The following is a 14,013-nucleotide window of genomic DNA, read 5'->3' as shown; positions in this document are numbered from 1 at the left end:
ACTCCGCCTCAGAAGACTAGCGCAGGGTCAGCACGACCTGGCCATTCAGCAAGACCACCACCTTGCGCCAGGCCTGGTCTTCGCGCTGATCGGGCGAGCCGGCCTGCAGGGCAGCCGTCTTTCCATGACCAATGACGCTGATCTGGCGGTCGGGAAGAGCCAACGCCGGACCGAGCACATCGCGAATGGCCTGCAGCGTGTTCTGTGCGCGCAGCTCGGAGAGGCGTTGATTGCGCGCCACCGTTCCGGTGGTGCTGGTATAGCCGTCGATGCTCAGGCGACTCTCGGGATTCATGAGGGCCGCCCGCTGCTCGGCGCACATCTGGCGAATGGCCCGCCAGCCCTCGTCGGTCAGGCTGGGATCGTCGACCGCAAAGTGCACCGTCGCCTCGCTCTGATAGCCGGCCTGTGCCGTGAGTGCATGCTGCTCCTGAGCGGCGCGGATGGCCTCCTCGCGTCCGCCAAACAGATAGCCCGCATACATCGAGGCAGTTGCTCCCGCAGAGAGGCCATAGATGGCGGCCCAGCCGCTGGCATCGCCGGTCAGTACCGGAAAGGTGCCATCGCCATAGAAGTTGATGAAGGCCGCTGGCGTATAGCTGGGACCGACCACTGCCGTGCCGCCAGCTGAGCCCCCCGTGATCAGATAGGGGCCGCGGAAGTTGCCGCTGGTCCAGGCAAAAGGCGTCTGTATCTCGCTCCAGGCTGTAGTTTGACCGACTGTGGTGCCCGTAGAGAAGCCCAAGGCAGCCGTGCCCATCAGGGTGAAGTACGAGGCCGTCCAGGTATCGGGCGCCAGCTTCTCGATGACGAAGGCACCGAGAAAGCCCCCCAGTCCAACCCCCAGGTCGACATCCCTGCCTATCACACTGAAGCGCCAGCGATACTTGTGCTGAGGAGCATTGGGGTCCGACGGCCCGCGGGGCGAGATTTCCAGCAATCGCTGAATATCCGCGGTGTAGCTCGGCTCGGCGGAGACGATGATCTGCAGCCAGTCCCAATAAGGGCGCGTGACCTCTCCGCTCTGCAGCATGGGATTGACCAGAAACTCGCGCAGGCGCCGGATGACGAGCGGCATCTGCTGCGGGGCATAGTAGCCCATGAGCGTTCTGATGAAGTTGTTCAGCACAGACGCTGTGGCTGAACGCCCCACACTCTCGCGCGTTGTGGCCAGATACTGGCGAATGAGCGCCTGGATCTGGGTCCCTCCATCCGCAAGGCGCTGCTCTTCAGCGCGGTCCAGCGGTGCATTCTCGGTCGCCTGGACCAGGGCTCGCGTCTCTGCCGGGAAGGCCTGAATGGCCTGGTCGGAGAGATGCGCCCCCGTTGCGGTGCGCTCGAACTGATGCGACCAGCCGCCGAGCACGAGATTGCCCTGCTCATCACGCTCAACGGTATCGCCGCCCTCGTGCATCCACATGCGTACGGAGGTGCCGCTCCGGCTGACGGTCAGCGTGCCCGCATAGGCCGTACCGCCCGAGGAGACGCGCCGATAAGCGAAGGTCACGTGATCGCCACCGTCCTCGGTCAGGTCGCCCGAGAGGCGCATGGCAGTCAGATGGGCGCCGCTGCTGCTCCTGTAGCTCCGCAACTGCCACCAGCCCTCAATATGGCGACCGGCCTGATTCAACTCCACGGTGATGCGGTTGTCGCCCCCCGGATCAAGAGCCTCATAGCTGCCGGTCACATCGAGGGCGGTCATCTCAGGCTGGGGCGCGTCAGGCTCGGTGGCATGCGCCTCGCGCTGGACGAGCGGCGCCCCCAGGCGGCTCACCGCTCGCGGCGCTCCCACTGGTCCAGGCGCCGCTACCACTTCCTGCGCCACCCGCCGCGCTTCCTGCTCACTGCTCTCCCCGCGCTCGCTCACTCCCTGCACTCCTCCGCTCGCCCCCTGCTGCTGCAGCGTATGCGTCAATTCGTGTGCCAGCAAGCGCCGCCCTGCGTCCGTCTGCGGTGCGTAGGCCCCCGGGCCGAAAAAGATCTCCTGGCCAACGGTGTAGGCCCGCGCGTTGAGGGCCTGCGCCGCCTGCGCTGCCTCAGCGTCGACGTGGATACGCACCTGCCCGAAGTCGTGCCCAAAACGCGGCTCCATGAAGGCCCGCACCTCCTCCGGCAGCGGCTCCCCTGCCGGCTGCTCTGTCGACCGCAGCGACTCGGAGGTCGTGATCGACGACTCCTGCTCTCGTCTCATCTTCCTGAGATACCGGGTCATCAGCGGCTCCTTTCCTTCCTGCTCAGCTGAGTCGTACCAGGCAGCCTAGCCTAGATCTTCACACTTTTGAGAGCGGCGATCAGCGTGGCGCGCCACCAGGGATCGCGCGCGGGATGGCTGACAAATTTATCCACCAGCCCGGTCACGGGGTCGGTGATGGTGGCAGGGGCCGGCGCTGTTCCGCCAGCGGCGCTCATGGCGGTCCAGGCCGTCTGCATGGCCGTGCCGATCTCCTTGTCCGCCTCCACCGCCAGGGTGCGTGAGACGCCAAAAAGCAGGTGTTCGGGTGAATCCTTGGCGATCTCGGAGTGCGTCGGTCCCAGACCTTTGGCGTGGGCCTCAGCCGCTGCCTGAGCGGTCTGGTTCTTCGCCTGCTGCTCCAGGATACCGCTGCGTGCGGCGGCCAGGGCGGCCGCCCTGGCTGCCAGGATGGCCGGGAAGAGCACACGGAGGAAGAAGGCTGTGCCGAACAAGCTAATGAGCCTATCCAGAGAGAGGCCCTCCAGTGCGCCGAGGCCGCCGCCGATGGCCCCGCCGACGGCGCCCAGCGCTGTGCCTCCGATGCCCGCACCAGTACGATAGCCGCTGGCTGTACCAGACACGGCTCCAGAGGCCGCGCCGCCGAAGAAGCCGGTGATGCCGTGCCAGACGGCGCTCAGGCCGGAGTGGGTGCGCCAGCCCTCCGTCGCGCCCTCCGCTGCACCCGTGACCGTGCCGCCGACACCGCCAAGCACGCCGCCGATGACGCCACCGATCAGGCTGCCAGGCGCGCTCCCAGCAGCCTGACCACCATGCCAGCCGACCTCCGCCAGGCGCGCGAGGACATCTCTCTCGGTCAGCCCCATCATGCGGACGTAGCCCTTGATGAAGGAGCGCGTCAGTTCGCCGTTCTCAGTCTCTGTGCAGATCAGCTCCAGACGGCTGACCCAGTCGTTGGCGCCGGGGGCATAGGTGCCGGTAATGATGCCCGGCAGGGCCGGATTGAGGGGATCGTGGCCACCGATGAGGGCCACATCGTTGCCCAGCTGTGATTTGACCAGCGCGTTGTACTGCGTCGCCGTGATCGTCCCATCGCTCTTCAGAATCCAGAGGGCCACCTCGACAAAGTTGGAATGGGAGTAGTAGTCTTCGATGGCATGCAGCGCGTTCCCCATGGCCGCCATCCCCTCGGGCGTGCGCCCGGCCACAATCGCCTCCTCCAGCTTTCGCTTCGCATGAAACTTCCCACGCTCGATGTATTCCGGCAGGCCGCTGGCAGCGGCGGCATGTTTGATGTCAGCCAGGTGGGCCTGTTCCTCATCGTAGGCCGCCTTCTGTTCGGGCGAGAGCTTCTTTTCGGCCTCGGCGCGCTCGGCGGGCGTCAGGCGGGGATCTTCGAGAGTGCCGCCGCCCTCGGGATTATCCAGGTGCTCAGAGGGCACATAGGTCCCCAGGTCCTCCTGTCGTACCTCGCGACCAAACTCGCCGAGGGCCAGGATGTTAATCAGCGGCAGGGCCTTGGGAGGGAGCTGCGAGAGGTCGCGCAGCCAGTTGCCGAAATAGACGCTGCGCGCCTCCTGCCGGCTGAAGCCGACGGCGGTCAGGGCCTCCTCTTCGATGCCGCCATGACCGGCCTCACCGGCCTGATAGCGCCAGAGGCGGCCCCGCGTCGCGCTCTGGCTCACAGTGACACGGGCTCCTTGCCCCCTGAGGACCTGATCGGCGATGGCCGTGGCCTCGCGCTCCTGCGGCTCTCCCGGCTCGCTGACTTGCATCTCCTGAGCCTGCGCAAAGAGAGGGCTGCTGGCAGGCGTGGCCTGCTGCAGCGTCTCACTCTGCTGCACCACATGCGTCAGCTCGTGCGCCAGCAGCCAGCGGCCTGCGGCGCTCTGCGGTGCATACTCCCCCTGGCCGAAAAAGATCTCCTGCCCGACGGTGTAGGCCCGCGCGTTGAGGGCGCGCGCTTCCTCGGCTGCCTGCTCATCGGCATGGATGCGCACCTGACTGAAGTCGTGGCCGAAACGCGGCTCCATATAGGCGCGCGTGGCCGCATCCAGACTTTCGCCGGCGCCCGCGGCAGTCTGGATCTCTTCCTCGACGCCCGGCGACCAGAGAGGCAGCTCGGCCTGCACCTGTGGCGGTCGATGATCGGCATCGCCTCTGGACAGTTTCCTCATCGCCAGCCTCCGATCTCAGCCTCGGTAAGGGGCTTCTCTAGCTTGGCATACTCGGCGGCGGCGGCGCGCAAGAGGTGGCTCATGCGCAGCGGCTCGCCGGCTTCCGCCGCCAGGAAGGCCCCGTAGAGGGCGATATTGCGAATGTTGCCGCCGGCCACGTGCAGGCGGGCCAGCTTCTCCAGGTCCAGCCCTTCGCGCGGCACGCTTGCTGGAAAGACACGCCGCCAGATCTCCAGGCGCATGGCCAGGTCGGGAAAGGGAAAGTGGACAATGAAGCGCAGACGACGGAGAAAGGCCGGGTCCAGAGCATGCTTGAGGTTGGTGGTGAGAATGGCCAGGCCGCGATAGGTCTCCATGCGCTGCAGCAGATAGCTGACTTCGATGTTGGCATAGCGGTCGTGGCTGTCTTTGACTTCGCTGCGCTTGCCAAAGAGGGCGTCGGCTTCGTCGAAGAGCAGGACGGCGCCCCCCGTTTCGGCGGCGTCGAAGATGCGCCGCAGGTTCTTTTCGGTTTCGCCAATGTATTTGCTGACGACGGCGGAGAGGTCGATGCGATAGAGGTCGAGCTGTAGCTCGTGGGCGATGACTTCGGCGGCCAGGGTTTTGCCGGTGCCGCTGCTACCGGCAAAGAGGGCGCTGATGCCCAGGCCACGCGCTCCCTCTTCCTGGCGCCCGAAGCCCCAGCGCTCGTAGACGGTGGCGCGCTGGCGCACGTGGGCCACGATGTCACGCAGGAGGCGAAGCTGTTCTTCGGGCAACACGAGCCGCTCCCAGCTCGCGCCGGCGGGCGGGATGCGCTGGGCCAGGTCGTCGAGGACGGGGCGCGCCTGCAGGCGGCAGGCGTTCCAGAGGCGCTGTGCTACCTCGTCGGCGGGCAACTCCAGGCTCCCGGGTTCGGGCAGAAGCTGGGCGCAGATGCGTTCGATGGCGGCCCCGCCGAGGGGGAATTGCATGGCCAGCGCTTCGACATGGCCGTTGAGATCGACAGCCAGAGGCAGGGCGCTGAGGGCGCGTCGCCAGAGCTGCTCTTGCTCGGTCAGCGGCGGCGGCTCCAGCTCGATGCTGACCAGGGAGGCCGGCGCCAGCGAGAGCCGCAGGGCGCTGGCCTCGCGACAGCCAAGGATCAGCGGCATCTGCAGCAGACGGGCCAGGTGCTCAACGGCCTGCTGGGTGGGACGGTCTTCGGGCGCGAGTTGACTGCAGTCCAGGAAAAGGGCACTGCCTGTCAGAATGGCCTGGCGCTCCCAGAGGCGGGCCCAGCGCTCTCGCTCGCTCACTGCTGTGGGCAGGTCGGCTGCCGACAAGGCGAAGAGGCGCAGGCCCAGCTCCTCACAGGCCCGCGCCGCCAGACGCAGCCCGTCCTGAGCCTGGGCGGCAGCAAGGACGATGAGCGGCGGGCGCTCCGCACCAGGCTGGCCCTGGAGGCCGACGGGGCGCGCGCTGGCAAGCCGCTCGCTCCAGGCGGCACGTAGCCGGACGCAGGCCCGCTGCTGCGAGGGAAGAAGCTCTCCCGCTGGTGGGGGCACGGGCACGAGCAGGCTCAGGCGCGGGTCGTGGTAGGGCAGGCCGACCAGATAATGCAGGATCGGCTCGTCGATGCGCAGGGGAGTCATGGTAATGGTGGCGCCAACGCCCAGAGTGAGGAGTAGCCAGCGACGCAGGGGGGCCGTGGGCGTGATGGCCTCCCAGTGGGCTTCTGGAAGGGCGGCCAGTGCCAGGCTGAAGGTGGGTAGGGCAGCCTGACTGCGCTCGCCCGCGGGCAGCCCCATCGCTTGCGCGCAGAGACCGGCGAAGCTGCTGTCTAGCTCGACGCCAGCACAGAGGAGTAGCAGATCACGCTCAAAGGGCGAAAGGCCAAAGGCGGCGCAGAGTCGCTGCAGCGGGGCCGGCTCCTGCAGAGCCGAGGCCGCCTGCTCCTGATGCAGCCCAAGCATGGGGTCGCTCTCCTCCGGTAGGGATGTCGGTTCTGGCTCTCCCCGGCAGTGCGCGCAATGGCGCACCAGGGCGTGACGCACACGAGCCAGGGCGACCAGGAGAGCACGCTGCGCTGCTTCCGCTTGGTTCTGGCTGACTAGAGATGCTTCGCTCGCCATCGTCATATGGGTTGCCTTGTGATGCCAGATTCAGGCCCGACCGCGCCGCTCTGGCTGCGCTTCGTTCAGCAGAACTGCGACTTCATAGGCCATTGCCAGCCGGGCATGAGCCTGCCAGGCGCTCCAGAGGCGGGTCTGCTCTTCCATACTGAGAAATTCAGGTCGAATGCGCAAGGCCCGGAGCGGCGCCGCACTCGCCAGGCGCGTCAGGACGCCTGTCTGCGCTGTCCCTGTACCGTCCAGGCTTAAAGCCTGCAACAAACTCTGAAGCCGTTCGCCGGCAAGGAGGGCGGCTTGTTGCAGGCAGTCGATGGCCAGGCCAAGGAGCAGCTCGGCCTGCCCGTCACGCTCACCGTAGGCGCTGAGCAGGTAGTGGAGCTTCAGGGCCAGGGGCTGTCTGTCAGCCTGCACGCTCTCAGAGCCAGCACCAGCTCTTTCCCCCGCTGGGTTTTGTCGCCAGCTTGAGTCAGGAGTCAGGCGATAGAGATAGAGGTTGAGCTGAGGTCGCTCCTCCGCTCCCAGGACGATGCGATCCGGCGGCAGGGCAGTGATCAGCACTTCGCCCAGGCCAGCCTGCCCGGCCTGGCCAATCAGGGCGTTCTCCAGGAGACCCTTGAGAATGAAGGTGACTGCCGTCATGCTCCAGGCACTGTGCATCTTGTTCTCCCGACGCTCCGCCAGCTCGTCGCGGCTCATGTGCTCCCAGCCTTCTCCGCCCTCTCGTGCTGCTGCCTTCTCTCCTCTTCCCGGCGTGGGCCTGTGTGCTCGGTCCAGTTTGCCACTATGGGCTTACTTAACAGTAGCATAGGGCGCTCTTTTTTCGCTCTATTTGCGCTCTGTTACGAGGCTGTCTGGAACTCTATGAGCGAAGAGGGGAAAATCTGCGCTTTCTTTCTTCAGCATGCCCACCGGCTGCCTCAGCCTGGAGAGGCAGCCCTACCTACCCCCTGTTATGCCGCTTGCCTGGATTCGTTTCTACCTGTTGTCAATATTCGTTCGTGAGCAGTTCATTCGCTCCCGGAGGAACGGTATGGGCGAGTCTTCTTCCTCAGACCAATCTTCTGCGACCAGGGTAGCTGCGCCCTCGCCCTCACCGGTGCGAGCGCTGTCGGCCATGACACCGGGCCGCGCAACGGCGTTGCAGTCCTGGCTGACGGCCTTGCGCGAGGCGCTGCCCGCCTATCTGCTGAGTCACGCTCTTTTTGTCACACTGACCTACCTGGCTCCGCTCTTCACGCTGCCAGACTTCAGCGCGCAGGCGCTGCCACCCAGTAGCCTGGTGCATAGCTGGCAGCATTGGGATGCTGCTCATTATGCGTCCATCGCTCGCTCAGGCTATGTGCAGTGGTGGCAAACGGCCTTTTTTCCGCTCTTCCCTTTGTTAGAGCAGTTCGGCTCGCTGGCGACGCTCGGAAGCACCCATGTGGCCGGCCTGCTGATCGCTAATCTGGCTGACCTGGCGCTGCTGGCTGTCCTCTATCGTTTGCTGACAGAGGATTTTTCGGCGGCCCTGGCTCGCAGGACGCTGCTCTGTCTGGTGCTCTTTCCAAGTGCCTTTTTCCTGGCCGCCGCTTATCCTGAGTCGCTCTTTCTGTTGTTGTCTTTGCTCTGCTTCTATTGCCTGCGCCACCAGCGCTGGTGGCTGGCCGGCCTCTGCGGCTTGTTGGCCGCGCTGACACGCCCCTCTGGCCTGTTACTGATCGTGCTCTTCGTCTCTGAGTATGGCCGCCGCCGCGGTTGGCGCCTGCGCCGTCTGGGTCCGAGCGCGCTGGCCGCCGGCCTGATCCCCCTGGGCACGGCCCTTTTTGCCCTCTATTGCCTGCTGCGCTTCGATGATCCTCTGGCCTTCTCACACGCGCAGGTCCGTTGGAATCGTTATCTGGATCTACCGGGGCTGAGCGTTCTCCACACGGCTGTCCTGCTGCTGAAGGGTCCTCTGGTCTCTTTTACGACCCTGCATGAGGCGTTTGATCTGGTTTGTGTGCTCTTCATGCTGGTGCTGGTGGCCCTGGCCTGGGTTGGCCCCTGGCGCTTTCCACCGGCGCTGCGCGGCTATGCGCTTTACGCTCTGCTTTTTGGCCTCTTCGCGCTGCTCTGGCCGATGCGCGACGGGGACGCCTTGAATGCCTTTCCGCGCTATCTGCTGGAGGCAACACCGGCTTTTGTGGTGCTGGGGCTGCTGTTGGAGGGCGAGGGCTGGCCTCGCTTGCGCGCACTGCTCGGCTGCTATCCGGTCTGCGCAACGGCCCTCTTGAGTTTCGCCTTGCTGCAGTTTTTGACGGGGCACTGGATGGTCTAGCCCGCTCACTGGAGCGAGGCCAGGCCGGGAGCGCCGGCGCAACGTTGCGCGCTCGTGCGTTGAGCCAGGGGCTGCGTCAGGAGTATAATACAGGCAGTACTCTAAGGGAGGCTGTTCTTATGGCTTTTGATCCCCGGCACCGCAGTCGAGTGCTGATCGATGGGCGCGAGCGGGCCGCGGCTCGCGCCATGCTGAAGGCTATCGGTTTCCGCGATGAGGATCTGCAGCGGCCCTTGATCGGCGTCGCCAATACGTGGATCGAGACCATGCCCTGCAATTTCCATCTGCGCCGCCTGGCCGAGCGGGTCAAGGCTGGTATCCGCGCCGCCGGCGGAACACCGATGGAGTTCAATACGATCGCGGTCAGCGACGGTATTTCAATGGGCACCGAGGGCATGAAGGCCTCGCTGATTAGCCGCGAGGTGATCGCCGATTCGATCGAGCTGGTCAGTCAGGGCCAGATGTTTGATGCGGTGATCGCACTGGCGGCCTGCGATAAGACGCTGCCCGGGACGGCGATGGCGCTGATCCGCTTGAATGTGCCCAGCCTGGTGCTCTACGGCGGTTCGATCGCTCCCGGCAGGTTCCGCGGCCAGGATGTGACGATCCTGGATGTCTTCGAGGCTATCGGGGCGACCGCCGCCGGACGGATGAGCGAGTCGGATCTGCGTGAGCTGGAGAATGTGGCCTGTCCCGGCCCGGGAGCCTGCGGCGGCCAGTATACGGCCAATACGATGGCGATGGCTCTGGAATTCTTGGGCCTTTCTCCGCTGGGGACGGCCAGCGTGGGGGCCACCGATCCACGCAAGGATGAGGTGGCCGAGCGCTGCGGACGCCTGGTGGTGGAGATGCTCCATCGCGGTCTGACGCCACGCGATATTTTGACGCGCCAGTCGTTCGAGAATGCCATCGCCGGCGTGGCGGCCTCGGGCGGGTCAACCAATGCTGTGCTGCATTTGCTGGCGCTGGCGCGCGAGGCCGGTATTCCGCTGACGATCGATAATTTCGATGAGATTAGCCGCCGTACGCCGCTGATCGCCAGCCTGAAGCCGGGCGGGCGCTATGTGGCGCTGGATCTGGATCGCGCCGGCGGGACGCCGCTGCTGGCGAAGCGCCTGATCGAGGCGGGCCTGATGCATGGCGATCAGTTGACGCCGACAGGCCGTACGATCGGCGAGGAGGCGGCTCAGGCTCAGGAGGCCCCCGGCCAGGATGTGGTGCGCACGGTGGAGAATCCGATTAAGCCGAATGGGGGCCTGGTGATTCTCAAGGGGAACCTGGCGCCGGAGGGCTGCGTGGTGAAGATCGCCGGCCATGAGCGCCTCTATCATCGCGGCCCGGCTCGCGTCTTTGATCGCGAGGAGGATGCGATGCAGGCGGTGATCGGGCGCCAGATTCAGCCGGGCGATGTGGTGGTGATCCGCTATGAGGGACCGCGCGGCGGTCCGGGGATGCGCGAGATGTTGGGGGTGACGAGCGCTATCGTGGGCGAGGGCCTGGGGGAGACGGTGGCCCTGTTGACGGATGGCCGCTTCAGTGGGGCGACGCGCGGGCTGATGGTCGGCCATATCGCTCCCGAGGCGGCGGTTGGCGGCCCGCTGGCGGCCTTGCGCGATGGCGATACGATTGTGATCGATATCGAGAAGCGCACGGTGAGTGTGGAGCTGTCGGATGAGGAGCTGGCGGCCCGTCTGGCAAGCTGGCAGCCGCCGACGCCGCACTATACGAGCGGGGTCTTTGCCAAGTACGCGGCGCTGGTTTCGTCGGCTTCGGAGGGGGCCATTACGCGCCCGCCTCAGCCGCGTGCTTCGGCTTGAGCTGAAGCTGACGCAGAGCCGGACGGGAGTGGACAGGTCAGCGGAGCCAGCAAGTATACAGGTTTGCTTGCTTACAACACTCTGCCCTGCCCGCTCCTCCTGCGGTCTGGGTTCCCTCTCGCTGCGCCCGTTGAGGGGGAGGCAGCGAGGCCGGCGTATTCTTTCTCTGGCAGGTGAAGCGAGTACAGCCTACCAGGCAAAGAGCAGGATGCGGAAGGGCCAGACGATGGTTCCTCCTTCTTTCCAACAGCAGTCAGTTCTCTGCCCTGTTCTGGTCGGGCGCGCGGGCCTTCTCTCAAGCTTGCAGGAGTGCATTGAGCGTCTGGAGGAGTCGCGCGGGCAGGTGATCCTACTCGTGGGCGAGGCAGGTGTGGGAAAATCGCGCCTGGTGGCGGAGATGCGCCGTTGCGCTGAGCAGCACGGACTGCTGGTCCTCCAAGGCGAGTGCTTCGAGTCGACGCGCTCTCTGCCCTATGGGCCTTTCCTCGATGTGCTGCAAACGCTCCTGCTGCAGTGGCCTGCCCCTGCCGCTGCCCGCCTGCTTGAGCCGACAGCCGGGGAGCTGAGCCTCTTGTTGCCCGAGCTGAGCCGGCTGGCGGGGCTGACGGCCTCTTCCAGCGTTCCCACGTCCTCACCATCGACCACGACGGCGGAATGGTCCCTGTCGCCCGAGCTGAGGCGGCGCCGTCTCTTCTGGTCCTTCACCCGCACGTTTCTGCACATGGCCAGCCTGCAGCCCTTGCTGCTCGTCATCGAAGATCTGCACTGGAGCGATGAGACGAGTCTTGAGCTGCTCCTCTATCTGGCACGTCGGTTGAGCGATCAGCCCTTCCTGCTGCTGTTGACCTGCCGCAGCGAAGAGCAGCAGCAGCCTCTGGCTCGCTTTCTGGCTCAGCTCGACCGTGAGCGCTTGGCGATAGAGTTGAGCCTGCCCCTGCTGAGCCGCGACGAAGTTGGCCAGATGCTAACGGCCATCCTTGCTGCACAGCGGCCTTTGTCTGCATCTGTAGCTGCGCCTTCTTCTTCGGCTGCTCTGTTGCCCCCCGGACTATTGGATTCCCTCTTCACACTGAGCGAGGGCAATCCCTTTCTGGTTGAGGAGCTGCTCAAGTCGCTGCTCATGAGCGGCAGGCTAGTCCCGACGGCAACGGGTTGGCGCTATCAGGCGCCGCTCTCATTACCGTCCGTCGGCGCCTGGCGAGCGGAGCGCAGCCTGATTCCGCGCAGCATTCGTGAGGCCGTGCAGCAGCGTCTGCCGCTGCTGAGTGCTGAGGCACGGCAGTTGCTGCTGCTGGCGGCGGTGGCCGGGCGACGCTTTGATCTGTCGCTGCTGCAGCAGGTGATGGGCCTCGCTGAGTTGCAACTGCTGACGCTGCTCAAGGAGCTGATCAGGGCGCAGCTGGTGGTTGAGGTCTCCGCCGAGCACATCGCTTTTCGCCATGAGTTGATCCGCCAAGCGATCTACGCCGATATGTTGGTGCGGGAGTGCCAGCTTTTCCATCGCGCGCTGGCCGAGGCGCTCGAGCGCCTGGAGCCGGCAAGGCTGGAGCAGCGTTTGAACGATCTGGCCCTGCATTGCTATGAGGCTGGACTGTGGGAGAAGGCCCTGGATTATGCACGGCGGGCCGGCGAGCGCGCTCTGGCCCTGCAGACGCCGCGCGCGGCTCTCCTGCACTTCTCTCGCGCGCTGGAGGCGGCGGCCCATCTGGGCCAGCCAGCGCCGGCGCGCCTCTGGCATGGGCGGGGGACGGCTTGCGCTCTGGTGGGCGATTTCGCTCAGGCCCGCAGCGATTATGAACAGGCGCTGCAACTGGCTCAGGCGGAGGGCGATGAGCGATTGGTCTGGCAGTGCTTGATTGATCTGGGTCTGCTCTGGTCAGAGCGCGCTTATGAGCAGGCGGGTCTCTTCTTTGAGCGGGCGCGGGTCCAGGCGGAGCGCCTTGGGGAGCCGCTGCTGTACGCCCATAGTCTGAACCGTCTGGGCAACTGGTTGGTCAATGTGGGACAGCCGGAGGCGGGCCTGCAGGCTCATCGTCAGGCGCTGACGATTTTTGAGGATCGACAGGATCGACCCGGTATGGCTCAGACGCGCGACTTGCTCGGCGTGGCCAGTGCGATCGCCGGGGAGCCTCTGGCAGCGGTGGAGCACTATGGGCAGGCGATTGCGCTCTTCCGCGCTCTGCAGGAGTATCAGGGACTGGTCTCCAGTCTGGCAATCCGCAGTACGTTGACGAGCCGCGGCTTGAATGAGGCAGTGACAATCTGGGCCTGGCCACCGGCGGTCTGCGAGGGTGAGGCGCGCGAGGCGCTGGAGCTGGCTCAGCGTTTGGATTGGCCCGCCGGGGAGGTGCTGGCCGAGCATTGCTTTGGGCTGGTGTTGCTCTCCTATGGGCGCTTTGGGCAGGCGCAGGCGCATTTGCAGCGCGCCTTGCTGCTGGCGAGCGCCATCGATCACCAACAATGGCAGGTGGCCGCCCGCCATCATCTGGCGCGCTTGTTTGTGCTGATGCTGGCGCCAGAGGAGGCCTTGCGCGAGCTGGAGACCGCTCTGCCGCTGGCTCAGAAGCTGGGTTCAAGTTGGTGGCTGGGCCATCTTACTGTCTGCCAGTCTCTGGCCTACCTCTTGCTGCGCCAGTTTCGCGAGGCCGAGGCGCGGCTGAGCGCTTTGCTGCCGGCGGAGAGGCCACCTCGCACACTGGTCGAGCGCCGCCTGGCCTGGGTCGCGGCTGAGCTGGCGCTGGCCCGGGGCCGGCCTGCCGAGGCTCTGAGCCGCTGCGATGAGCTGCTGACGGCTTCGCCGACACCGCCCGTCTCTGAGCAGGGGCAGGCGACGGCCTTGCCCAGTCCCTGGCTGCTCCGGCTGCGCGCTCAGGCCCTGCTGGCTCTTGATCAGCCCGAGGCCGCCGCCGAGACGCTGGCCAGCGCCCGCGAGAGTGCCTGCGCCAGCTATGAGCTGCCCATTCTCTGGGAAATTTATCGCCTGCAGGCCCAGGTCTGGCTGCGCCTGCGCAGCCAGGAGCAGGCACGGCAGAGCTGCCGCGAGGCCGCGCGCCTCATTGCGACGCTGGCGCGCAGTATCACAGAGCCGCCCCTGCGCCAGCGGTTTCTCCAGCGCGCCGCTGCGATGTTGCCGCTGTCGTCGGTGCTCAGGCGCTGGCAGCCCTCCCACCAGGGAGCAGGACCAGCAACGCTGACGCCGCGCGAGTGGGAGATTGCCCTCAAGGTGGCTGCGGGCAAGTCTAACCGCGAGATTGCCTCTGAGCTGGTGCTCAGTGAGCGCACGGTCGAGAGCCATGTGAGCCATATTCTCGCCAGGCTGGGCTTTAGCTCGCGGACCCAGATCGCTACCTGGGTCTTGCAGCAGCAGCCGCCGCTCTCCCAGCCCAGTTGATTCGTTGAGCCCCTCTGGATCGCTCGCCTCCTCTCCAGCTTGCTT

7 protein-coding genes are annotated in these 14,013 nt (G+C 65.8%); 3 read left to right on the top strand and 4 right to left on the bottom strand.

Features of this window, described 5'->3' with window-relative positions; translation table 11 throughout:
* Positions 1 to 16 precede the first annotated feature (16 nt).
* The 4 genes from BGC09_RS03645 to BGC09_RS03630 are packed head-to-tail and all read right to left on the bottom strand — an operon-like array spanning position 17 to position 7,157.
* Positions 17 to 2,212 carry an eCIS core domain-containing protein gene (locus tag BGC09_RS03645; protein ID WP_069802201.1) on the bottom strand — a complete coding sequence of 732 codons (2,196 nt, stop codon included), beginning with the start codon at positions 2,210 to 2,212 and terminating at the stop codon, positions 17 to 19.
* Between the two features lie 50 nt (positions 2,213 to 2,262).
* A complete protein-coding gene (locus BGC09_RS03640) occupies positions 2,263 to 4,368 on the bottom strand; it encodes an eCIS core domain-containing protein (protein ID WP_069802199.1) in 2,106 nt (701 codons plus the stop codon).
* Positions 4,365 to 6,467, bottom strand: a complete 2,103-nt coding sequence (locus BGC09_RS03635; protein ID WP_218103950.1) for an ATP-binding protein — start codon at positions 6,465 to 6,467, stop codon at positions 4,365 to 4,367. The genes BGC09_RS03640 and BGC09_RS03635 overlap by 4 nt, the downstream gene beginning before the upstream one ends.
* Positions 6,468 to 6,491: 24 nt before the next feature.
* A complete protein-coding gene (locus BGC09_RS03630; protein ID WP_069802197.1) occupies positions 6,492 to 7,157 on the bottom strand; it encodes a Pvc16 family protein in 666 nt (221 codons plus the stop codon).
* 334 nt (positions 7,158 to 7,491) lie between these two features.
* Here BGC09_RS03630 and BGC09_RS03625 point away from each other — a divergent pair, with 334 nt between their 5' ends.
* From BGC09_RS03625 to BGC09_RS03615, 3 genes are all read left to right on the top strand, one after another.
* The gene (locus tag BGC09_RS03625; protein WP_069802196.1) at positions 7,492 to 8,760 is read left to right on the top strand and encodes a mannosyltransferase family protein; all 1,269 of its coding nucleotides are present in this window, start codon (positions 7,492 to 7,494) and stop codon (positions 8,758 to 8,760) included.
* Between the two features lie 119 nt (positions 8,761 to 8,879).
* Entirely contained in the window at positions 8,880 to 10,577 is a 1,698-nt protein-coding gene (gene ilvD / locus BGC09_RS03620) for a dihydroxy-acid dehydratase (protein ID WP_069802194.1), read from the top strand.
* 208 nt (positions 10,578 to 10,785) lie between these two features.
* Entirely contained in the window at positions 10,786 to 13,968 is a 3,183-nt protein-coding gene (locus BGC09_RS03615; protein WP_069802192.1) for a helix-turn-helix transcriptional regulator, read from the top strand.
* The last annotated feature ends 45 nt before the right edge of the window (positions 13,969 to 14,013 follow it).

Origin of the sequence: Thermogemmatispora onikobensis (assembly GCF_001748285.1) — a bacterium.
In the GTDB taxonomy this organism is placed as follows: Bacteria; Chloroflexota; Ktedonobacteria; order Ktedonobacterales; family Ktedonobacteraceae; genus Thermogemmatispora; species Thermogemmatispora onikobensis.
Note: the sequence above shows the minus strand (reverse complement) of the source record. Positions and strands in the feature narration are given on the sequence as shown.